The 20472-nt window shown below is 74.6% G+C and carries 19 protein-coding genes; 15 read left to right on the top strand and 4 right to left on the bottom strand.

Translation table 11 applies throughout. The features are described from left to right. The first annotated feature begins 332 nt into the window (after positions 1 to 332). Together ACIQMJ_RS38815 and ggt are read left to right on the top strand one after the other, a co-directional pair. Positions 333 to 2318 carry a primosomal protein N' gene (locus tag ACIQMJ_RS38815; protein ID WP_499766008.1) on the top strand — a complete coding sequence of 662 codons (1986 nt, stop codon included), beginning with the start codon at positions 333 to 335 and terminating at the stop codon, positions 2316 to 2318. Between the two features lie 65 nt (positions 2319 to 2383). After that, complete coding sequence (ggt, locus tag ACIQMJ_RS38810) at positions 2384 to 4165, top strand: gamma-glutamyltransferase (RefSeq protein WP_499766007.1); 1782 nt, start codon at positions 2384 to 2386, stop codon at positions 4163 to 4165. 51 nt (positions 4166 to 4216) lie between these two features. Here ggt and ACIQMJ_RS38805 read toward each other — a convergent pair whose 3' ends face one another. Together ACIQMJ_RS38805 and ACIQMJ_RS38800 are read right to left on the bottom strand one after the other, a co-directional pair. Continuing rightward, positions 4217 to 5458 carry a hypothetical protein gene (locus ACIQMJ_RS38805; RefSeq protein WP_499766006.1) on the bottom strand — a complete coding sequence of 414 codons (1242 nt, stop codon included), beginning with the start codon at positions 5456 to 5458 and terminating at the stop codon, positions 4217 to 4219. Next, entirely contained in the window at positions 5455 to 6030 is a 576-nt protein-coding gene (locus ACIQMJ_RS38800; RefSeq protein ID WP_499766005.1) for an RNA polymerase sigma factor, read from the bottom strand. The genes ACIQMJ_RS38805 and ACIQMJ_RS38800 overlap by 4 nt, the downstream gene beginning before the upstream one ends. A 140-nt stretch (positions 6031 to 6170) precedes the next feature. Between ACIQMJ_RS38800 and ACIQMJ_RS38795 the strand changes: the two genes are divergently transcribed. The 6 genes from ACIQMJ_RS38795 to ACIQMJ_RS38770 all read left to right on the top strand — a co-directional run bounded on the left by ACIQMJ_RS38795 (position 6171) and on the right by ACIQMJ_RS38770 (position 12565). Further along, complete coding sequence (locus ACIQMJ_RS38795) at positions 6171 to 6302, top strand: hypothetical protein (protein ID WP_499766004.1); 132 nt, start codon at positions 6171 to 6173, stop codon at positions 6300 to 6302. A 46-nt stretch (positions 6303 to 6348) separates the two neighbouring features. After that, complete coding sequence (def, locus tag ACIQMJ_RS38790) at positions 6349 to 6891, top strand: peptide deformylase (protein ID WP_499766003.1); 543 nt, start codon at positions 6349 to 6351, stop codon at positions 6889 to 6891. A 185-nt stretch (positions 6892 to 7076) separates the two neighbouring features. Continuing rightward, positions 7077 to 8006 (top strand): methionyl-tRNA formyltransferase, encoded by a 930-nt coding sequence (gene fmt, locus ACIQMJ_RS38785; RefSeq protein WP_499766002.1) that lies wholly within the window; start codon positions 7077 to 7079, stop codon positions 8004 to 8006. Then, positions 8003 to 9430, top strand: a complete 1428-nt coding sequence (locus ACIQMJ_RS38780; protein ID WP_499766001.1) for an RsmB/NOP family class I SAM-dependent RNA methyltransferase — start codon at positions 8003 to 8005, stop codon at positions 9428 to 9430. The genes fmt and ACIQMJ_RS38780 overlap by 4 nt, the downstream gene beginning before the upstream one ends. A 16-nt stretch (positions 9431 to 9446) precedes the next feature. After that, positions 9447 to 9995: a flavoprotein gene (locus ACIQMJ_RS38775; RefSeq protein ID WP_499766000.1), complete on the top strand. Its 549-nt coding sequence runs from the start codon at positions 9447 to 9449 to the stop codon at positions 9993 to 9995. Between the two features lie 287 nt (positions 9996 to 10282). Next, complete coding sequence (locus tag ACIQMJ_RS38770; RefSeq protein WP_499765999.1) at positions 10283 to 12565, top strand: helix-turn-helix transcriptional regulator; 2283 nt, start codon at positions 10283 to 10285, stop codon at positions 12563 to 12565. A gap of 155 nt (positions 12566 to 12720) precedes the next feature. On the opposite strand, the gene ACIQMJ_RS38765 is transcribed toward ACIQMJ_RS38770, so the two are convergent. Continuing rightward, a complete protein-coding gene (locus tag ACIQMJ_RS38765) occupies positions 12721 to 13365 on the bottom strand; it encodes an SDR family NAD(P)-dependent oxidoreductase (RefSeq protein WP_499765998.1) in 645 nt (214 codons plus the stop codon). 164 nt (positions 13366 to 13529) lie between these two features. Here ACIQMJ_RS38765 and rpe point away from each other — a divergent pair, with 164 nt between their 5' ends. From rpe to ACIQMJ_RS38730, 7 genes are all read left to right on the top strand, one after another. Further along, complete coding sequence (rpe, locus tag ACIQMJ_RS38760) at positions 13530 to 14180, top strand: ribulose-phosphate 3-epimerase (protein ID WP_499766013.1); 651 nt, start codon at positions 13530 to 13532, stop codon at positions 14178 to 14180. Between the two features lie 14 nt (positions 14181 to 14194). Next, on the top strand, positions 14195 to 15190 hold the full coding sequence (gene ribD / locus ACIQMJ_RS38755; RefSeq protein WP_499766012.1) for a bifunctional diaminohydroxyphosphoribosylaminopyrimidine deaminase/5-amino-6-(5-phosphoribosylamino)uracil reductase RibD: 996 nt from the start codon (positions 14195 to 14197) through the stop codon (positions 15188 to 15190). Positions 15191 to 15199: 9 nt separating this feature from the next. After that, positions 15200 to 15811, top strand: coding sequence for a riboflavin synthase (locus tag ACIQMJ_RS38750; protein ID WP_499765997.1), 612 nt, complete (start codon positions 15200 to 15202; stop codon positions 15809 to 15811). Next, positions 15808 to 17082 carry a bifunctional 3,4-dihydroxy-2-butanone-4-phosphate synthase/GTP cyclohydrolase II gene (locus ACIQMJ_RS38745; RefSeq protein ID WP_499765996.1) on the top strand — a complete coding sequence of 425 codons (1275 nt, stop codon included), beginning with the start codon at positions 15808 to 15810 and terminating at the stop codon, positions 17080 to 17082. Before ACIQMJ_RS38750 ends, ACIQMJ_RS38745 begins: the two co-directional genes overlap by 4 nt. Further along, a complete protein-coding gene (gene ribH / locus ACIQMJ_RS38740; protein ID WP_499765995.1) occupies positions 17079 to 17558 on the top strand; it encodes a 6,7-dimethyl-8-ribityllumazine synthase in 480 nt (159 codons plus the stop codon). The genes ACIQMJ_RS38745 and ribH overlap by 4 nt, the downstream gene beginning before the upstream one ends. An 8-nt stretch (positions 17559 to 17566) precedes the next feature. Further along, entirely contained in the window at positions 17567 to 18004 is a 438-nt protein-coding gene (locus ACIQMJ_RS38735) for a PH domain-containing protein (RefSeq protein WP_499765994.1), read from the top strand. Between the two features lie 156 nt (positions 18005 to 18160). After that, the gene (locus ACIQMJ_RS38730) at positions 18161 to 19498 is read left to right on the top strand and encodes a M28 family peptidase (RefSeq protein ID WP_499765993.1); all 1338 of its coding nucleotides are present in this window, start codon (positions 18161 to 18163) and stop codon (positions 19496 to 19498) included. Positions 19499 to 19502: 4 nt separating this feature from the next. Here ACIQMJ_RS38730 and ACIQMJ_RS38725 read toward each other — a convergent pair whose 3' ends face one another. Further along, a complete protein-coding gene (locus ACIQMJ_RS38725) occupies positions 19503 to 20459 on the bottom strand; it encodes a helix-turn-helix transcriptional regulator (protein ID WP_499765992.1) in 957 nt (318 codons plus the stop codon). Between the last annotated feature and the right edge of the window lie 13 nt (positions 20460 to 20472).

Raw genomic sequence — 20472 nt, 5'->3', positions numbered from 1 at the left:
CCGCCGCGTACGGCCACTTCGGCCGCACCGACGTCGAGCTGCCGTGGGAGAACACGGACCGCGCCGACGCCCTGCGCGCCGCCGCCGGCGCCTGATCCCACCACCAGTCACACCGAGCAGGGGTCCCCGACCGGGGGCCCCTGCTTCGTGGTTCCGGCGGGTCGCGACCGCACCGCGCCGGTCGACGCGCACCGCGACCGGGTGGAGGAGGCCGCGATCACCCGGACGTGATCTTGCGCAGGTCGAACACCTGTTCGACAATGGGGGCATGGTGTCACGATCGGCAGCCCGGGTCGCGGGTGCCCACCGCGGTCTCTGGTAGACCTCCACCCGTGGCGGGCAAGGCGACGACCAGGCGCGGGGAGCGGGTGCCCGCCGCCTCGCTGCCGGTTGCCCGCGTGTGCGTGGACGTGCCGCTGGCGCACCTGGACCGGCCGTTCGACTACCAGGTCTCCACCGAGCAGGACGCGGACGCCGTGCCCGGCTGCCGGGTGCGGGTGCGGTTCGCGGGCCAGCTCGTGGACGGCTACCTGCTGGAGCGGGCGGAGTCGTCGGAGTACGGGCGGAAGCTGACGTTCCTGGACCGGGTGATCTCGCCGGAGCCCGTGCTGTCGCCGGAGGTGGCGGAGCTGGCGCGGGCGGTGGCCGACCGGTACGCGGGGTCGCTGATCGACGTGCTGCGGATGGCGATCCCGCCCCGGCACGCGCGGGCCGAGGCCAAGCCCTCCCCCGAGCCCGCGCCGCCGCCACCACCGCCGTCGGACGAGGGGTGGGCGCGGTACCCGTTCGGGTCGAACCTGCTGGACGCGCTGCGGTCCGGCCGGGCCGCGCGGGCCGTGTGGCAGGCGCTGCCCGCCGAGGACTGGCCCGCCCGGCTGGCCGAGGCGGCGGCGTCGGTGGCGAGCTCGGGCAAGGGCGCGCTGGTGGTCGTCCCCGACCACCGCGACCTGGCCCGGCTGCACCGGGCGTGCGCGGCGCTGGTGGGCGAGGCCGCCGTGGTGACGCTGTCGGCCGACCTCGGGCCGTCCGAGCGGTACCAGCGGTGGCTGGCCGTGCGGCGGGGGTCGGTGCGGGTGGTGCTGGGCACGCGGGGCGCGGCGTTCGCGCCGGTGCACGACCTCGGCCTGGTCGCGGTCTGGGACGACGGCGACGACCTGCACTCCGAGCCGCGGATGCCGTACCCGAACGTGCGCGACGTGCTCGTGCAGCGCTCGCACCTGACCGGCGCGTCGCTGCTGGTCGGCGGCTTCGCCCGGACCGCCGAGGCGCAGCTGCTGGTGGACAGCGGGTGGGCGCACGAGGTGGTCGCGGCCCGCGACACGCTGCGCGCGGTGGCGCCGCGGGTGGCCGCGGTGGGCGAGAGCGACTGGCAGGAGGTCAAGGACGCGGCGGCGCGGTCGGCCCGGCTGCCGTCCATCGCGTTCGAGGCGGCGCGGGCCGCCCTGTCGGCGGACACGCCGGTGCTGATCCAGGTGCCGCGGCGCGGGTACGTGCCCGCGCTGGCGTGCGGCCAGTGCCGGTCGCCGGCCCGCTGCCGCCGGTGCGCGGGTCCGCTGGCGCTGCCGGGCGGCTCGCAGGACGGCGTGCCCAGGCCCGCGTACTGCCGGTGGTGCGGTGCGACGGAGGCGGCGTACCGCTGCCCGAACTGCGGTTCGCGCAGGTTGCGCGGCCAGGTCATCGGCGCCCGCCGCACGGCCGAGGAGCTGGGCCGCGCGTTCAGCGGGGTGCCGGTGCGCACGTCGGGCGGTGACGAGGTGCTGGCCGAGGTGCCCGGCGGTCGGGCGCTGGTGGTGGCCACGCCGGGCGCGGAGCCGCTCGCGGAGGGCGGGTACGGCGCGGCGCTGCTGCTGGACGGCTGGGCGCTGCTCGGCCGGGCCGACCTGCGCGCGGCGGAGGAGGCGTTGCGCCGGTGGATGACGGCCGCGGCCCTGGTCCACGCGGCCGGTCGGGTGGTCGTGGTCGCGGACTCGTCGCTGGCCCCGGTCCAGGCCCTGGTCCGGTGGGACCCGGTGTGGCACGCGCGGCAGGAGCTGGCGGCGCGGGCCGAGCTGGGGTTCCCGCCCGCGGTGCGGATGGCGACCGTGGACGGCGCGCCGGACGCGCTGGCCGGCGTGCTGGAGGAGCTGCACCTGCCGCCGACGGGGGAGGTCCTGGGTCCGGTGCCGCTGTCGGAGGACAAGGAGCGCGCCCTGGTCCGGGTGTCCAGGACCGACGGGCGCGCGCTGGCCGCGGTCCTGGGGGAGGTGCTGGCCGTGCGCAGCGCCCGCAAGGAGCCGGACGTGGTGCGGGTGAAGCTCGACCCCCTCGAAGTCCTCTGACGCGAACCCGACACGGCGACTCCCGGGTGGTTCTGCTCCGCGCCGAGGTGGAGTAGAAGGGAATGATGCTCCGGTCGACTGTCGCCAGCGTCCTCGCATCACTCCTCGTCGCACCACTCCTGCCCGCCACCGCTTCCGCCGCCGACGCGCCGCCGCGCGTGCCCGAGGCCGTCGGGTTCGGCGGCGTGGTGTCCAGCATCGACCCCGACGCCTCGCAGGTCGGCGTCGACGTCCTGCGCCGCGGCGGCAACGCGGTGGACGCCGCGGTCGCCGTGGCCGCCGCGCTGGGCGTCACCGACCCGTTCTCGGCCGGCATCGGCGGCGGCGGGTTCTTCGTCCACTACGACGCCCGCACGCACCGCGTGTCCACAGTGGACGGGCGGGAGACGGCGCCCGCCTCGGCCGGGGCGGACCTGTTCGTGGAGGACGGCGCGGCCATCCCGTTCGCCGAGGCGGTGACCAGCGGGCTGTCGGTGGGCGTGCCGGGCACGCCGCGCACGTGGCAGCAGGCGCTGCGCCACTGGGGCACCTGGTCGCTGGACCAGGCCGTGCGGCCCGCGGAGGAGCTGGCCCGGCGCGGGTTCACCGTCGACCCCACGTTCCACCGGCAGGTCGCCGACAACGCCGCCCGGTTCGCGGACTTCACCTCGACCAGCGCGCTGTACCTGCCCGGCGGCGCGCCGCCCGCGGTCGGCAGCACGTTCCGCAACCCCGACCTCGCCGACACCTACCGCGAGCTGCGGCGGCACGGCGTGTCGGCGTTCTACCGGGGTGAGGTGGGCCGCGACCTGGTGGCGGCGGTGCGGCAGCCCCCGGTGGCGGCGGGCGCGACCCGCGAGGTCCGGTCCGGCGACCTGACCGAGGCCGACCTGGCCGGGTACGAGGCGCCGCTGCGGGAGCCCACCCGGACGCGGTACCGCGGCTACGACGTGGTCGGCATGGCCCCGCCGTCGTCCGGCGGCACGACGGCCGGCGAGGCGTTGAACATCCTGGAGACCGCGGACCTGTCCGCCGAGACGCCGGTCCAGTACCTGCACCGGTTCCTGGAGTCGACCCGGCTGTCGTTCGCCGACCGCAACCGCTGGGTGGGCGACCCGGCGTTCGTCGACGTGCCGACGCGGGAGCTGCTGTCGCAGCGGTTCGCCGACAGCCGCGCGTGCCTGATCTCGCCCACGGCCGCGATGACGGGCCCGGTCGCGCCGGGCGATCCGCGCGACCCCACCCCGTGCGCCGCCGGCGGCACGCCCGCCGCCACGCCGTACGAGGGCACCGACACCACGCACCTCACCGTCGCCGACCGCTGGGGCAACGTGGTCGCCTACACGTTGACCATCGAGCAGGAGGGCGGCAGCGGCATCGTGGTGCCCGGCCGCGGGTTCCTGCTCAACAACGAGCTGACCGACTTCTCGTTCACCCCGGTCACGCCGGGCGTGCCGGACCCGAACCTGCCCGGCCCCGGCAAGCGCCCCCGCTCCTCGATGACGCCGACGATCGTGCTCCAGCACGGCAAGCCGGTGCTGGCGCTGGGTTCGCCCGGCGGCGCGAGCATCATCACCACGGTCGTGCAGGTGCTGACCCAGCGCCTCGACCGCGGCCTGCCCCTGGTGGACGCGATCGCCGCGCCGCGCGCCTCGCAGCGCAACGCCGCCACCACCCAGGCCGAGGCCGCGTTCCTGGCCGGTCCGGAAGCCGAGCCGCTGCGCGCGCTGGGGCACCGGTTCACGTCGACCGGCGAGATCGGCGCGGTCACGGCGGTGGAACGGCTCCCCGACGGCCGGTGGCGCGCGGCGGCGGAGACGTCCCGGCGCGGCGGCGGCGCGGCTCGGGCGGTGTGGCCGACCCCGTGACGTGGCGGTGTGGTCCCACCCGCCCCCTGGTCGGGTGGGGCCGCTCCGGGCTCACTCCAGCGTGACGGTCTCGACCACCCGGTTGTCGTGGTCGAGCACGCGCACCTGGAAGCCCTTGGTGAGGCTGCGCGCCGTCAACGGCGGCTGGTCGTCCAGCCGGACGGCGAACGTGCCGCCTTCGAGCACCGCCGACGCGGTGCGGCCCGCCACGTCGACGACCTCCAGGCCGCCGACCTTCGCCGCGTCCACCGTGCCGCCGAGCAGCACGACGGACTTCGCGGTGTCCACGCCGCGGCCGGTCCAGTGCCACAGCCGGAACAGCGCGGTGCCCTGCGGCGAGGTGACCCTCTCGGGGTCCGCGCTGCCGCCCCGACCGTGGTAGACCTGGCAGTACGCGGTCCGGCCGGTGTCGTCGCGCATCACCAGCAGCACGTCCACCGCGGGGGCGGTGGCCGCGCCCGCACGCCAGCGCGACGGGTCGCCGACCCACTCCTCGCCGTCCTGCATGGAGGACTCCAGGCACTGCGCCACGTGCGGATCGCCGGGCGGCATGGCCTCCCGCCGCACCGACCACGCCTCCTGGGTCGGCAGCGCCTGCGCGTCGACCTGGACGCGGACCGGCCCGGCCGGCGTGGTGAACGTCAGCGTCATCCACGCCGCGGTCTGCGGGATGACGAACAAGTCGTCCACCAGGGTGACCGTGAGCGGCACCACCGCCCCGGTTCGCGCGTCCGTGGCGACGTCCACCCGGTCGGCCGTGCCGGCGCGGCGGCCGATGAGCACACCGCTGCCCGACCTCCACAGCAACGACGCCGGACCGTCGAGCGGGACGGGGCCGACGCCGGGCTTGGCGTGCGTGATCGCCGTGTGGGTGATCTCGCAGAACCGGTCGTCCCCCGCCACGAGGACCCGCGCACCCGCCAGGTGGAGCGTGAACCGCACGTCCGGCCGCTCGAACCCGCACCGCGCCGCGTCCTGCTCGGTCGCGTTCCGCTCGACCACGACGGTGGAGCGGCCGCCCGTGATCGACCGGTACGGGGACGAGGACGTGGTGCTGGTCGGCGGCGTGCCGGCGGTCGTGTCGCCCTGCGTCGACTGGACGACGACCACCCCGCCCGCGGCGAGCACGGCGACGGCCGCGGCGGTGGCCAGCGGCGCGCGCAGGGCGCCCCCGTGCCGCGGCTCGGGCGCGCCCGCACCGCCCAGTACCCGGCGGCGCAGCCGTTCCCGCACGTCATGCGGCATGGGGCGGCGTCGGGGCAGGTTCGGCGAGGTCATCTCCGGCTGGCTCATCGCTCCTCCGCGGCACGCAGTCGGGCACGGGCCCGCGAGATCCGCGAGCGCACGCTCACCTCGGCGACACCGAGCACCTCGGCGGCCTCGGCGGTGGACAGCTCACCCAGCAGGACCAGCTCCACGGCCTCCCGCTCGGCCCTCGGCAACGTCCTCACCACCTCCAGGACCCGGCGTAACGCGCGGTCGTCGTCGATCGAGGCCACGACGCTCTCCGCGTGGTCGGGCACCACGTCGTCGTCGGGCACCCGGCGCATCGCCCGGCGGAACCGGCCGAGGCGGCGGAACTCGGCCCGCGCCAGGTTGCCCGCCACGGCGTAGAGCCAGGGCAGCGCGCTGTCGTGCACGAGGGTGATGTCGGACCGCCGCCGCCACGCGGCGAGGAACGTGGCGGAGGTCAGGTCCTCGGCGAGCGACCACGACGCCGTCAGCCGGTAGGCGTGGTTCCACACCGCCTCGGCGTGCCGGTCGAACAGCACGGCGAACGCCGCCTCGTCCCCGCGCGCCCACAGCTCCGCGTCGGTGTCGGTCACCCGTGCTGCCCCCTGCCGGCCCGATGTCGCAGCAGTCATGCCTGTAGGTAGCCGCAGCCGCCCCGGCGTTGCAGCCGACCTCATCCCGCGGGATGAGGTCGGTCCGCTACCGCGAGCCGACGCCCGCCGACGACCCCGGCGCGCACGCTGGGAAGCGCACGACGAGCAGAGGAGCGGACATGACCACGATCACCATGACATCCCCGGCGACCGCGGTGGTGACGCCGGCCGTGACGGCCGTCCGGTTCCTGGGGCACTTCCTGGCCGCGCTGGTCGGCGTCACCTTCCTCGGCCGTGACCTGGAGCACTGACCGGGCTTTCGTAGACTGGAACCTCCCCAGGCTTCGAGGAGTGCGCGTGACGGTCCAACCGATCCGGCTGTTCGGCGACCCGGTGCTGCGGACGCCCGCCGTCGAGGTCACCGACTTCGACGCGGAGCTGCGCAAGCTGGTCAAGGACCTGTGGGACACGATGAGCGACGCGGGCGGCGCGGGGCTCGCCGCGCCGCAGCTGGGCGTGGGCCTGCGGGTGTTCACCTACCACTGCGACGGGTTCGCCGGCCACCTGGTCAACCCGACGTTCGACGTGGTCGGCGAGGAGGAGCAGGACGGCCCGGAGGGCTGCCTGTCCATCCCCGGCATGTCGTGGGACTGCCGCCGCCACCGGCACGTGGTGGCCAAGGGCTGGAACATGCACGGCGAGCCGATCGAGGTCGAGGGCACGGACCTGCTGGCGCGCTGCATCCAGCACGAGACCGACCACCTCGACGGCGTGCTGTTCCTGGACCGGCTGGACGACCGGACCCGCAAGGAGGCCATGCGGGCGATCCGGCAGCAGTCGTGGTTCGACGGCGGCGTGCCCACGATCAAGCAGTCACCCCACCCCTTGTTCGGTGCTTGATCGCCGCTGCTCCGCAGACGGCGGCTCGGTCGCCTGGAAGTCGACCTCGCGGGGCAGCCGGTCCAGCGGCGCTCTTCTAGACTTGCGGTCTGCGGTCGCGCAGGAGATGCGAGGAGAGTGCGTGTTCGTCCAGAAAACCAGGCCGTCCCGGTGGAGTCCCGACGTGCGCAGCGGGGGGATCTGACATGCGGCTGGTCTTCGCGGGCACGCCCGAGGTCGCGTTGCCGTCGTTGCGGGCCCTGCTCGCGTCCGACCGGCACGAGGTGGTCGCCGTGGTGACCCGGCCCGACGCCCCGGCCGGGCGCGGTCGGCGGGTGGAGCGCTCCCCGGTCGCCGCGCTGGCCGACGAGCACGGCATCGAGGTGCTCACCCCCGCCAAGGCGTCCGACCCGGTGTTCCAGGCGCGGCTGAAGGAGCTGGAGCCGGACCTGTGCCCGGTGGTGGCCTACGGCGCGCTGCTGCCCGAGTCCGCCCTGGCGATCCCGCGCCACGGCTGGGTGAACCTGCACTTCTCGGTGCTGCCCGCCTGGCGCGGCGCGGCGCCGGTGCAGGCGTCCGTGCGGCACGGCGACGACATCACCGGCGCGACCACGTTCCGCATCGTCAAGGAGCTGGACGCGGGCCCGGTGTTCGGCGTGGTCACCGAGCGGGTGCGCGAGCGCGACACCGCCGGTGAGCTGCTCGGCAGGCTCGCCGAGTCGGGCGCGAAGCTGCTGCTGTCCACTGTGGACGGCATCGCGGACGGCACGCTGCGGCCCGTGGAGCAGTCCGGGGAGGGCGTGAGCTACGCGCCGAAGGTCACCGTGGACGACGCCCGGCTGGACTTCGGCACGCCCGCCGTCGCGATCGACCGGGTGGCCCGCGCGGTGACGCCGGAGCCCGGCGCGTGGGCCGAGTTCCGCGGTGAGCGGCTCAAGCTCGGCCCGGTGCTGCCGGTCGAGGCCGACGAGCCGCTCGCGCCCGGCGAGATCAGGGTGGAGCGCAAGCGCGTGCTCGTCGGCACGGCCACCGACCCGGTGGTGCTGGGCGAGGTGCAGGCGCAGGGCAAGAAGCGGATGTCGGCGACCGACTGGGCGCGCGGCGTCCGGATCGAGGCGGGGGAACGGATTTCATGACCCAGAGGTCTTCACGTCCCTCCCGCCCGCAGCGGGCGCACCCGCCGCGCGGGCGCACCGGCCCGGTCCGCCCGCCGGTGGACGACCCGGCGCGGCAGGCGGCGCTGGACACGTTGCGCGCGGTCCGGCAGCGGGACGCCTACGCGAACCTGGTGCTGCCGGGCATCCTGCGCGAACGCCGGATCACCGGGCGTGACGCGGCGCTGGCGACCGAGCTGACGTACGGGTCGCTGCGCGCGCAGGGCCTGCTGGACGCGGTGCTGGCCGCGTGCACCGACCGGCCGCTGTCCGAAGTGGACGGTGCGGTGCTCGACGCGCTGCGCCTCGGCGCCTACCAGTTGCTGCGCACTCGCATCCCGGCGCACGCGGCGGTCGCGTCGACGGTCGACCTGGTGCGCGCCGACCGGGGTTCGGGCGCGGCCGGGTTCGCGAACGCGGTGCTGCGCCGCGTGACCGGGCAGGACGAGGCGGCCTGGGTCGAGGAGGTCGCGCCGGACGAGGACACCGACCCGATCGGCTACCTGGCCATGGCCAACGCGCACCCGCGGTGGATCGCGCAGGCGTTCGCCGAGGCGCTGGGCACCCGGGGTGAGCCGTTGCGGGAGGCGCTGGCCGCCGACGACGCGCGGCCCGCGGTGCACCTGGCTGCCCGACCCGGCGAGTGCAGCTCGGACGAGCTGGCCGCGATGACCGGCGGCGAGGTGGCCCCGTACTCCCCGTACGGCGTGCACCTGGACGCCGGTTCGGGCGACCCCGGTGACCTGGACGCGGTGCGCGAGCGGTTGGCGGCGGTGCAGGACGAGGGCAGCCAGCTGTGCGCGGTGGCGTTGAGCAGGGTGCCGGTCGAGGGCCGGGACGAGCGGTGGCTGGACCTGTGCGCGGGGCCCGGCGGGAAGGCCGTGCTGCTGGGGTCGCTGGCCCGGCTGTCGGGCGCGTCGATGGACGCGGTCGAGAAGGCGCCGCACCGGGCGGACCTGATCCGCAAGGCGGCGGGTGACCTGCCGATCACCGTGCACGTTGCCGACGGCCGGGAGTCCGGGCTGGAGGAGGGCGGGTTCGACCGGGTGCTGGTCGACGCGCCGTGCACCGGGCTGGGCGCGTTGCGGCGTCGGCCGGAGGCGCGGTGGCGGCGGCAGCCGTCGGACGTCGCGCCGCTGGCGCGGTTGCAGCGCGAGCTGTTGACGGCGGCGTTGTCGCTGGTCCGGCCCGGTGGTGTGGTGGCGTACGTGGTGTGCTCGCCGCACCTGTCGGAGACCGTGGGCGTGGTGGCGGACGTGGTGCGGCGGACCGAGGTCGAGTGGCTGGACGCGCGGGAGTTCTTCCCCGGCGTGCCCGACCTGGGTGACGGGCCGTCGGTGCAGCTGTGGCCGCACAAGCACGGGACGGACGCGATGTTCTGCTCGCTGCTCAGGCGACCCGTGTGAGCGGTGCGGTGTGCGCGTGATCGGTGAGGACGTGGCCGGTGAAGGCGTGACGGGTGGGGGCGTGGCCGGGGCGCGGGTGTTGGGTCTGGTCGCCTCGGCGGCCGGTGGGGTGGAGCGGTGGTTCGTGGACGGGCTCGCCCGGCCGTTGGCCGGTCGCGGGTGGCGGCTCGCGGTCACGTTCACGCCGTCGGTCGCCCGGTGGTTGGAGCCGCAGGTGCCCGACGTGGCGGCGTTGACGGACCTGCCGGTCCGGTGGACGCCCCGGTTGCCGCACGAGCCCAAGCCCCACCCCGTGCCGGACGCGTTCGTGTTCGCGCCCGCGACGGCGAACTCGCTGGCCAAGCTCGCGCTGGGGATTGCCGACAACCAGGCGCTGACCGTGCTGTGCGAGGCGTTGGGCCGCCGCGCGCCGATGGTGGTGCTGCCGCAGCGGTCCGACGACCAGGCGGCGCACCCGGCGTTCGAGGGCCACTTGGCCGTGTTGCGCGCCGCCGGGGTGGTGCTCGCGACCGATACCGCGTCGGTGTTGGGCGAACTGGATCGGGTGGCCCGCTCGTCGCATTAGGTGAAAATCGCGGTAACGGCGAAACCGGCTGAATTGACAGCCAGTCGAGATGCGTAGCAGGCTTGATTGTGTCGAAATTGTACGGCCGGGATCGTGAATGGGCTTCGGTTCTCCGCTTCCTGTCCGCGCCCGGTGGCCTGCTGGCCATCGACGGCCCGCCGTGCTCCGGAAAGACCTCCTTGCTGCGTGAAGCGGTCGCCGCCGCCCGTGGTCGCGGCCGTGCCGTCGTGCTCGTGCCCGGTGCCGGGGCGGCGCGGTCGACCGAGGTGGTGGATGCACTCGATCGGGTGAAGATCGAACGGGTGCCGGCGGTGGTCGCGGTCGACCAGGCACACGAGGACCCGGCGGCGCTGCTGGAGTTGCTGGCGTCGCTGGAGCCGGCGGGCGCGTTCGTCTCGGTGGTGGTGGCGTTGTGCGCCGATGCGGCCGGGGCCGAGGTCCAGCGGGCGTTGGCGCGGGGGGAGGTGCTCCGCCTCGGACCGCTCGACGACGACGCGGTGGCGCGGGTGGTCGCCGACCTGGTGGACGCGGAGCCGCACCCGGACCTGCTCGCGCTGACGGCGGGCGCGGGCGGCAACCCCCGGCTGGTCGTCGAACTCGTGGCGGGGCTGCGGGAGGAAGGGCGGCTCGACGTCACCGACGGCGTGGCCCGGCCGCGCGGCCGGTGGCTGCCGCGCCGGGTCGGGGCGGCGGTGCGGGGCCAGGTCGAGGCGATGTCGGCCAGGGCCACCCAGGTGCTGCGGGTCGCGGCCGTGCTCGGCCGGTCGTTCCTGCTGCGGGACGTGGCCGCGATGATGAACGAGACCACCGGCGCGTTGCTGCCGGCGGTGGACGAGGTGCTGGTCTCCGGGCTGGTCGTGGGCGCGGAGGAGCGGCTGGAGTTCGGGTCGGACCTGGTGTGGCGGGCCGTGGTGGACTCGATGCCCGGGTCCGTGCGGCACGCGCTGCGGCACGACGCCGAGGTGCTGCGGGCGGCGTCGGCGCAGGTGCGCCCGAGTCCGGAGAGGTGCGAGGAGGGTGAGGAGGAGCAGGGCGCGGTCGCGGTGAGCGGGGTGCGGTCGCTGGCCGCGAACGGCAGGCTCGGTTCCGCCATCGCGCTGGCCCGGCAGAGCCTGGCGGGAGGGGTGTCGGCGGGCGCGGGCGCGGAGCTGCACGTGGTGCTGGCCGGGATCCTGCTGGCCGACGGGCGGCCCGCCGACGCGGCGGCCGAGATGGAGCACGTGCTGAGCACGCCGGGCGTGCCGGGGCCGTTGCACCGGCTGGCGGGGGCCGGGCGGCTGCTGTCGCTCTACTTCGCCACCGGGAGCCGCGCGGGTGCGCACGCCATGTCGGTGCTGACGACGCGGGACCGGGAACCGGCGGACGCGGACGTGGTGATGGCGGCGACGGTGCACTCGTGCCTGGAGTGGAACGCGGGCCGGCTCGCCGAGGGCATGTACTGGGGGCGCGAGTCGACGCGCTGGGAGCTGGACCGGCCCACGGCGTGGTGGCAGTCGCAGTCGGCGGTGTCGTACGCGTTGAAGCTGTCGGCGCTGGGGGAGTTCGAGCGGGCCGAGCGGTGGGTGCGCGAGGGCGTCGCGTCCGACGACGAGGCGGTGAAGGCCGGCGCGCCGACCGCGCGGACGATCGCGCGGGCCAGGGTGCTGGTGCAGGCGGGGAAGTTGGCCCAGGCCCTGGCGGCGGCGCGGCGCGGGTTGTCGACCGCGCGCGACCGGGGGCTGCGGCTGCTGGTGCCGCTCGCGTCGACCGTGGTGGCGACGGTGGCGTTGCACCGGGGCGAGACCGCGGTGGCGGCGGAGCACGTGCGCCGGTACCGGGCCGACCTGGCGGCGGGTGAGGCGGTGCTGCACTCCGGGCAGTACGACTGGGTGGAGCTGCTGCTGGCGCACGCCCGGGGTGGGGCGGAGCGGGTCGTGGAGCTGGCGTGGGAGCGGGTGGGGGAGGCTGGCGCGGTCCTCCGGATGCTGGTCGAGGAGCCCGGCGCGGCGGCGTGGTTGGTGCGGCAGGCGGTCGCGGCGGGGGACGGCGGGTTGGCGCGGGAGGTCGTGGGCGCGGCGGAGGGGCTGGCGGCGACGAACCCCGGGTTCGAGGTGGTGGCGGTGGCGGCCGGGCACGCGCGGGCGTTGCTCGAACGGGACGCGGAGCGGTTGGCGGAGGTGGCGCGGCGGCACCGGCACCCGTGGGCGCAGGCGAACGCGAACGAGGATCTGGCGGGGGTGCTGGCGGAAGCGGGGGACGTGGGGAGGGCTTCGGCGCACACGGCGGTGGCGTCGCGGATCTTCGAGTGGATGGGGGCGGAGGGGGACTTCAAGAGGGAGGCCAAGGGGGAGGTCAAGGGCGAGGAGTGGGGTGTGTTGTCGGGGGCGGAGCGGGAGATCGCGCGGCTGGTCGGGGTGGGGTTGACGAACCGGCAGGTGGCGAAGCAGTTGTTCCTGTCGCCGCACACGGTGAACTACCACCTGCGGGGGATCTTCAGGAAGCTCGGGATCAGTTCGAGGGTGGAGTTGGCGAGGGTGGCGCACGAGCACGAGCACGAGCAGGAGGGGGCTGGGACGGAGGCGTCGTTGTGAAGGCTGGCGCCGGCAGCTCGGGGGCGGGGCGGTTCAGGGGTTGAGTCCGGCTCGATGTGACACGGGCCCCTTACGGGCACTCCAGGCTGGTCGAAGCCATGTCACATCGAGCCTTGTGGGCTGGTTGCGGGTTCGATGTGGGTGGGTTGTGGTGGTCAAGCGCCCAGGGCGTCGGTCATCGGGTTGGTGGTGGTGTCGGCGAGGAGGAACTTGACCTCGTCGGTGACGCGGCGGATGTCGGCGGGGGCCACGACGGCGCAGTGGACGCCGCGTGCGGCTACTTCGACGGCCAGGCACTCCGTGTAGGTGACGGCGGCGGCTCGTGACGCGGCGTAGGCGGCGATTCCGGAGCGTGGCACGGCGACGACGTGGGCGGGGACCATGATGATGGTGCCCCGGCCCCGGTCGACCATTCTGGTGGCGACGGCGCGGGAGACGTTGAACACGCCGTTGACGTTGACGGCGAAGCTGTGCGACCAGTCGTCGTCGGTGATCGAGAGGACTGGGCCCGGGTGTAACGCGCCCGCCATGGTGACCAGGGCGTCGATCGCGCCGAACTCCCGTTCCACCTGGTCGACGAGGGCGTCGACGGCGGCGCTGGACGTGACGTCGATCTGCCTGCCCGCGATCCGCAGGCCCTGTCCGTGGAGTCGTTCGACCAGGTCGGCGAGTCTCGCGCCGTCGCTGTCGACGGCCGCCACCAGTGCGCCCTGCCTGGCCAGTGCTTCGACCACCTCCGCGCCCAGTGGTGAACAGGCGCCGGTGATCAGTGCGATCTTGTGACGGAATTCGGCATTCATCCCCAGTGCTCCCCAGTTGCTGCCCCCCGGTGAACGTAATGGCCGGCACACCGGCTGGGGAACTACCCGCGTGAGTAGTCGGAAAGCGAGGGGTGAAATATGACTCCCGGGCAGGTCCGGGCAATCGCGGAAGCCTAGACTCGGCAGCCGTGGTCCACCAGCCGATGATCGCCCCGAGCATCCTGTCCGCCGATTTCGCCCGACTCGCCGACGAGGCCGCGGCCGTGGCGTCGGCCGACTGGTTGCACGTGGACGTCATGGACGCGCACTTCGTGCCCAACCTGACCATCGGGCTGCCGGTGGTGAAGTCGCTGCGCAAGGCGACCGACCTGCCGCTGGACTGCCACCTGATGATCGACGATCCGGATCGCTGGGCGATCGGGTACGCGGAGGCGGGCGCGTACAACGTGACCGTGCACGTCGAGGCGGCGGAGGACCCGGTGGCGTTGGCGAAGGACCTGCGCGCGGCGGGGGCGAAGGCCGGGTTGTCGTTGAAGCCCGGCACGCCGTTGGAGCCGTACGTGGACGTGCTGAAGCACTACGACACGTTGCTGGTGATGTCGGTGGAGCCCGGGTTCGGCGGGCAGTCGTTCATGGCCGAGGTGCTGGACAAGGTGCGGGTGGCGCGGCGGTTGGTCGACACCGGGCACCTGCGGTTGGTGGTCGAGATCGACGGCGGGATCAACGCCGACACGATCGAGCAGGCGGCCGAGGCCGGGGTCGACTGCTTCGTGGCCGGGTCCGCCGTGTACGACGCGGCCGATCCCGGCCTCGCCCTGGAGCGGCTGCGCGAGCAGGCGGCGCGCGTCCGGTGAACGTGGACGAGGCGATGGCGCTGGCCGTCGCGGCGAGTGAGCGGGTGCGGGGGACGACCAGTCCGAACCCCCCGGTCGGGTGCGTGGTCCTGGACGCCGGTGGCGAGCTGGTCGGCGAGGGCGCGACCCGGCCGCCCGGCGGGGCGCACGCCGAGGTGGTGGCGCTGGCGCAGGCGGGGGAGCGGGCCCGCGGCGGGACGGCCGTGGTGACGTTGGAGCCGTGCGCGCACCACGGGCGGACACCGCCGTGCACCGGGGCGTTGCTCGACGCCGGGGTGGCGCGGGTGGTGTTCGCGGTGGCGGACCCGAACCCGAAGGCCGCGGGCGGGGCGGACGTGCTGCGGGCCGGCGGGGTCCTGGTCGAGGGCGGGCTGTCGCGCGAGGTGGTGGAACGGGGGCCGTTGCGGGCGTGGCTGCACTTCGCGCGCACCGGGCGTCCCCACGTGACCTGGAAGTACGCGGCGAGCCTGGACGGGCGGGTCGCGGCCGGTGACGGCACGAGCCGGTGGATCAGCTCCCCGCAGTCGCGGGCCGAGGTGCACGAGTTCCGGGCGAAGGTCGACGCGATCGTGGTGGGCACCGGGACGGTCCGCACCGATGACCCGAGATTGACCGCGCGGGCGGCGCGTCCGGGGCAGGATGGGGTCAGGCAGCCGCTGCGGGTCGTCGTCGGGAAGAGCGACCTCCCGCCGGGTGCCCGTGTGCTGGACGACGAGGCGGAGACGATGCACCTGCGGACCCACGACCCGGACGTGGTGCTCGGCGCGCTGGCCGCGCGGGGCGTGGTCGACGTGCTGCTGGAGGGCGGGCCCACCCTGGCGGGTGCGTTCACCGCGGCCGGCCGCGTCGACCGGGTGCTCGCCTACCTCGCCCCGAAGTTCCTGGGCGACGGTCCGCAGGCGCTGCGGGACGCGGGGGTGTCGACCGTCACCGACGCTGTGGGATTGGTCGTGGAGCAGGTCAGTATGTGCGGGCCGGACGTGCGGGTCTCCGCCGTCCCCGCGCGTTGAGGAGGAACGGTGTTCACCGGGATCGTCGAGGAGTTGGGTGAGGTCGTCGCCGTCGCCGACCTGCCGGACGCGGCCCGCGTCACCATCGCGGGCCCGCTGGTGACCAGCGACGCCAAGCACGGCGATTCGATAGCGGTCAACGGCGTGTGCCTCACCGTGGTGGACGTCGCCGACGGCGCGTTCACCGCGGACGTGATGCGCGAGACGCTGACCCGCAGCAGCCTGGCCAAGGTCGCCGAGGGCGACGCGGTCAACCTGGAGCGCGCCGCCGCCGTCGGCCAGCGCCTGGGCGGCCACATCGTGCAGGGCCACGTGGACGGCACCGGGGTGGTGCTGGCCCGGGAGAAGGCCGAGCACTGGGAGGTCGTCCACATCGGACTGCCGCCGGGCCTGGCCCGGTACGTGGTGGAGAAGGGCTCGATCACCGTGGACGGCGTGTCGCTGACCGTGGTGTCGGTGTCGGAGAACCAGTTCACCGTGAGCCTCATCCCGACCACGTTGGAGCTCACCACCCTCGGCCGGCGCGTTCCGGGCGACCACGTCAACCTGGAGGTGGACGTGCTCGCGAAGTACGTCGAGCGGCTCGCGCTGCCCCACCTGCGCGCCGAGGAGGCCCGGTGAACGACTTCGCCGACATCGAGCGGGCCATCGCGGACATCGCCGCGGGCAGGCCGGTCGTCGTCGTGGACGACGAGGACCGCGAGAACGAGGGCGACCTCATCTTCGCGGCCGAGAAGGCGACGCCGGAGCTGCTGGCGTTCATGGTCCGCTACACGTCCGGGTACGTGTGCGTGTCGCTGACCGAGAGCGACTGCGACCGGCTGGACCTGCCGCCGATGTACCACACGAACCAGGACCAGCGCGGCACCGCGTACACCGTGACCGTGGACGCCCGGGAGGGCGTCTCCACCGGCATCTCGGCGGCGGACCGGGCGCGGACGATCCGGCTGCTGGCCGACCCGGACGCGGGCCCGAAGGACTTCAACCGGCCCGGTCACGTGGTGCCGCTGCGGGCGCGCGACGGCGGCGTGCTGCGCCGGGCCGGGCACACCGAGGCCGCCGTGGACCTGGCCCGGATGGCCGGGCTCGCGCCGGCGGGCGTGCTCTGCGAGATCGTGTCGCAGAAGGACGAGGGCGACATGGCCCGCCGCGACGAGCTGGAGGTGTTCGCCTCCGACCACGACCTGGCGCTGATCACGATCGCCGACCTGATCGCCTACCGGCGGCGGGTGGAGACGCAGGTGGAGCGGGTCGCCGAGGCGCGCATCCCCACCGCGCACGGCACGTTCACCGCGGTCGGCTACGACAGCAAGCTCGACGGCATCGAGCACATCGCGATGGTCTACGGCGACCTGGGCGACGGCGAGGACGTGCTGGTCCGGGTGCACTCGGAGTGCCTGACCGGCGACGTGTTCGGCTCGCTGCGCTGCGACTGCGGCCCGCAGCTGGACGCGGCGCTGGAGGCGGTGGCCGCGCAGGGGCGCGGCGTCGTGCTCTACATGCGCGGGCACGAGGGCCGCGGCATCGGCCTGATGCACAAGCTGCAGGCGTACCAGTTGCAGGACAGCGGCGCGGACACGGTCGACGCGAACCTGGGGCTGGGGCTGCCCGCGGACGCGCGCGACTACGGCACCGGCGCGCAGATCCTGTGCTCGCTGGGCATCAAGTCGATGCGGCTGCTGACCAACAACCCGGCCAAGCGGGTCGGGCTGGAGGGCTACGGCCTGACCGTGCTGGACCGGGTGCCGCTGCCGATCTCGCCGAACCCGGAGAACCTGCGGTACCTGCGCACCAAGCGCGACCGGATGGGGCACGAGCTGCACCAGCTCGAGCAGTACGAGGCGCTGTCGCAGGGCGGCGCGGTGGTGTCCACCACGGAGGGAGCGGAATGAGCGGCGAAGGGCGACCCGAGGACGTCGTCCCCGACGCGGCGGGCCTGACGCTGGGCGTCGTGGCCACGCGCTGGCACACGAAGATCACCGACAACCTGGTCGAGCGGGCGCTGGCGGCGGCGGCGAAGGCCGGTGTCGCGTCGCCGACGGTGGTGCGGGTGGCGGGCGCGGTCGAGCTGCCGGTGGTGGCGCAGGAGCTGGCCCGCACGCACGACGCCGTGGTGGCGCTGGGCGTGGTGATCCGGGGCGGCACGCCGCACTTCGAGTACGTGTGCGACGCGGTGACGGCCGGTCTGACCAGGGTCGCGCTCGATGAGTCGACACCGGTCGGCAACGGTGTGCTGACCACCAACGACGAGGACCAGGCGCTGGCGCGCGCCGGGTTCCCGGACTCGGTGGAGGACAAGGGCTTCGAGGCGTGCGTGGCGGCGTTGGACACCGCGCTCGTGCTGCGCGGGCTGCGGGCGGGCTCGTGAGGACCGCCGTGGCTGCCGACGTGGTCGAGTTCCGGCCGAAGAGGATCCGCGTGGTGTCGTGGGTCAGCGCGGTGTTCCTGGTGGCGGTGTTCACCGTGGTCGGGCTGCTGCTGGGCGACACGCCGACCGGCGTGATCTTCCGGACGTCCGACCAGGTCGCGATGGTGTGCCTGGGCGTGCTCCTGGCGTGCGGCATGCTGCTGCTGACCAGGCCGCGAGTGCGGGCCGACGCCGAGGGCGTGGAGGTGCGCAACGTGGTGACCGCGCACCGCTTCACGTGGCAGCAGGTGCTGCACGTGTCGTTCCCGGACGGCGCGTCGTGGGCCCGGTTGGAGCTGCCGGACGACGAGTACGTGTCGATCATGGCGATCCAGGCGGTGGACCGCGACCACGCCGTGGCCGCCGTCCGCGCCCTGCGCGACCTGCACCGCTCCGCCACCTCCTGACCCGCGAGTCCTGCGTTCGGAACGCACGGGTCCACCGTTCGCGTAAGGGCTGATCGTCGTGGTGCCGTTGGGGGAGACCTGTCCTCCAACGGCACTCTTGTAGGGGTTCGGGCCCCTGCCTAGGTTCGGGTGATCGACGAGCTTGGGGGTCCGCACATGCGCAGACGTTCACTCCTGACCGGTGCCGCGGCCGTGGCGGGCGCGGTGGCGCTCGGCTTGAACCCGGTGGCGCGGGCCCAGCGGCCCGGCGCGTCGGACGTGCCCGACCTGAACCTCGGCGACTACCCGGTGGTGGGCCGGGTGCGGGCCCGCCGGGCGATGGAGCACCTGCGGGTGCTCAGCGAGCGGATCGGCCAGCGCATCGGCGGCACCGAGTCCGAGCACCGGGCCCGCGACTACCTCGCTTCCGTGCTGCGCGACCTGCGTTACGAGGTGACGTTGCAGCCGTTCGCCGTGCCGGACAAGTACCTGTCGCAGCTCACCGTCGGCGGCGACACGTGGCACGCGGGCGCGTCCCGCTTCGGCGCCCTCGGCGTCACGGCGTCCGGTCCCGTGGTGGACCTGGACACCGGCGCGTCGCTGCCCGCCGACCTGACCGGCAAGGTCGCGCTGCTGGTGAACGTGCCGACCGGCTCCACGGCGGTGCTCGACGCGGCACGGCTGGGCGCGGTGGCGGTGCTGGTCGGCCGGGTGTCGACCCCGCCCGCGGGCAAGACCGGCGCGTTCTCGCCGACGTTGACCGCGAACGTCACCGTGCCGGTGCTGGGCATCGCCCAGGTGCACGTGGAGCGGCTGCGGGCGGCCGGCGCCGTCGCGGTGACCGTGTCCACCACCCACCTCGCGGGCCTGACGTCGTACAACGTCCTCGCCGAACGGCCCGCGACGTTCCCGGGCCGGGACAACGGCGTGGTCATGGTGACCGCGCACTACGACAGCGTGCCCGGCTCGCCCGGCGCGAACGACGACGGCAGCGGCACGGTGCTGACCCTGGAGCTGGCCCGCGTGCTGCGCCACCTGCCGACGCACCGGGCGCTGCGGTTCGCGCTGTGGGGTTCGGAGGAGCAGGGCCTGCTCGGCTCCCGCCACTACGTCAACCAGCTCGCGGACGCGGAGGCGGCGCGCATCGCGGGCGTGTTCCAGAACGACATGGTCGCCACCAGCCACGGCCCGGCGACCGCGTACTGGCTGCTCTCGGTGGACGGCGGGAACAACGCCACCACCGCCGAGGTCGCCGCCGCGGCCGCCCGCCTCGGGTACGGCGCGCAGGTGCACGGCCCGGTGCCGCGCGGCAGCAGCGACCACGTGCCGTTCCACGAGCGCAAGATCGCCGCGGCGAACTTCAGCTGGCGCGGCGAGGGCGGCCCGCACGAGCTGGAGCCGCTCTACCACACGCCCGAGGACACGATCGCGCAGAACGTGAGCCCGGACCGCCTCCAGATCTCGCTGGAGCTGATCGGCGCCGCCGCCTACCGCCTGGCCCGCACCCGGGCCTGAACGGTCAGGTGTCGCCGGCGGCGCGCAGCAGGCGTTCGGCGGTGGCCCGGAGGTGGCGTCGCAGCTCCTCCGGGCCCTCCACCTCGAAGTCGACGCCGATCATCGAGATCCACGACCCGACCTCCTCCAGCGAGGGCGTGCCGACGGTCAGCCGGGTCCGCTCGTCGTCGATCCGCTCCAGGTGCACCGCGGTGTAGGAGGTGCGGGCCGCGACCACGTCGTACGGCGCGTGCATGATCAACCGGGCTTCGTGCTGGTACGGCGCCACGGACAGCTGCCGCGACACGTACGACGCCAGGTCTTCCGCCGGTGGCTCGCGCGGCGTGAAGCGGGCTCCCGGCGTGGGCTCCTCCTCGATCCGGTCCACCCGGAACGTGCGCCAGTCGTCCTTGTCCACGTCCCACGCGACCAGGTACCACCGCCGCCCGGTGTGGGCCAGGCCCAGCGGCTCCACGTGCCGCTTCGTGCCGCCGTCCCGCCCGGCGTAGGGGAACCGCAGCCGCTGGTGGTCGCGGCACGCGATGGCGATCGCGGTCAACGTGCCCGCGTCCACCTGCGTGCCGCGCGTCGGCAGCGCCACGGTGTGCGCCTGGAGCGCGTTCACCCGCCGCCGCAGCCGCGACGGCAGCACCTGCTCCAGCTTGGCCAGGGCGCGCACCGACGTCTCCTCGATGCCCGCCACGCCGCCGCCGGCCGCCGTGCGCAACCCGACGGCGACCGCCACGGCCTCGTCGTCGTCCAACAACAACGGGGGCAGCTCGGCCCCGGCGCCCAACTGGTAGCCGCCGGACACGCCCGGCGCGGCGTTGACGGGGTAGCCGAGGTTGCGCAGCTTGTCCACGTCGCGCCGGACGGTCCGCACGTCCACGCCGAGCCGGTGGGCGAGGTCCGCTCCCGTCCAGTCGCGGCGGACCTGCAACAACGACAGCAGCTTGAGCAGACGGGCCGAGGTTTCCAGCATGAGCCGCAGTCTG

It is taken from the genome of Actinosynnema sp. NPDC091369 (assembly GCF_044757065.1).
Taxonomy (GTDB): domain Bacteria; phylum Actinomycetota; class Actinomycetes; order Mycobacteriales; family Pseudonocardiaceae; genus Actinosynnema.
The sequence above is the reverse complement of the archived record's forward strand: the minus strand, read 5'-3'. Positions and strand labels throughout refer to the sequence as shown.

Excerpts from the sequence above, each read along its gene's own strand:
- ggt (WP_499766007.1), top strand. The coding sequence starts at position 2,384 with ATGCTCCGGTCGACTGTCGCCAGCGTCCTCGCATCACTCCTCGTCGCA.
- ACIQMJ_RS38805 (WP_499766006.1), bottom strand. The coding sequence starts at position 5,458 with ATGAGCCAGCCGGAGATGACCTCGCCGAACCTGCCCCGACGCCGCCCC.
- ACIQMJ_RS38800 (WP_499766005.1), bottom strand. The coding sequence starts at position 6,030 with ATGACTGCTGCGACATCGGGCCGGCAGGGGGCAGCACGGGTGACCGAC.
- ACIQMJ_RS38795 (WP_499766004.1), top strand. The coding sequence starts at position 6,171 with ATGACCACGATCACCATGACATCCCCGGCGACCGCGGTGGTGACGCCG.
- fmt (WP_499766002.1), top strand. The coding sequence starts at position 7,077 with ATGCGGCTGGTCTTCGCGGGCACGCCCGAGGTCGCGTTGCCGTCGTTG.
- ACIQMJ_RS38780 (WP_499766001.1), top strand. The coding sequence starts at position 8,003 with ATGACCCAGAGGTCTTCACGTCCCTCCCGCCCGCAGCGGGCGCACCCG.
- ACIQMJ_RS38765 (WP_499765998.1), bottom strand. The coding sequence starts at position 13,365 with ATGAATGCCGAATTCCGTCACAAGATCGCACTGATCACCGGCGCCTGT.
- rpe (WP_499766013.1), top strand. The coding sequence starts at position 13,530 with ATGATCGCCCCGAGCATCCTGTCCGCCGATTTCGCCCGACTCGCCGAC.
- ribD (WP_499766012.1), top strand. The coding sequence starts at position 14,195 with ATGGCGCTGGCCGTCGCGGCGAGTGAGCGGGTGCGGGGGACGACCAGT.
- ribH (WP_499765995.1), top strand. The coding sequence starts at position 17,079 with ATGAGCGGCGAAGGGCGACCCGAGGACGTCGTCCCCGACGCGGCGGGC.
- ACIQMJ_RS38730 (WP_499765993.1), top strand. The coding sequence starts at position 18,161 with ATGCGCAGACGTTCACTCCTGACCGGTGCCGCGGCCGTGGCGGGCGCG.
- ACIQMJ_RS38725 (WP_499765992.1), bottom strand. The coding sequence starts at position 20,459 with ATGCTGGAAACCTCGGCCCGTCTGCTCAAGCTGCTGTCGTTGTTGCAG.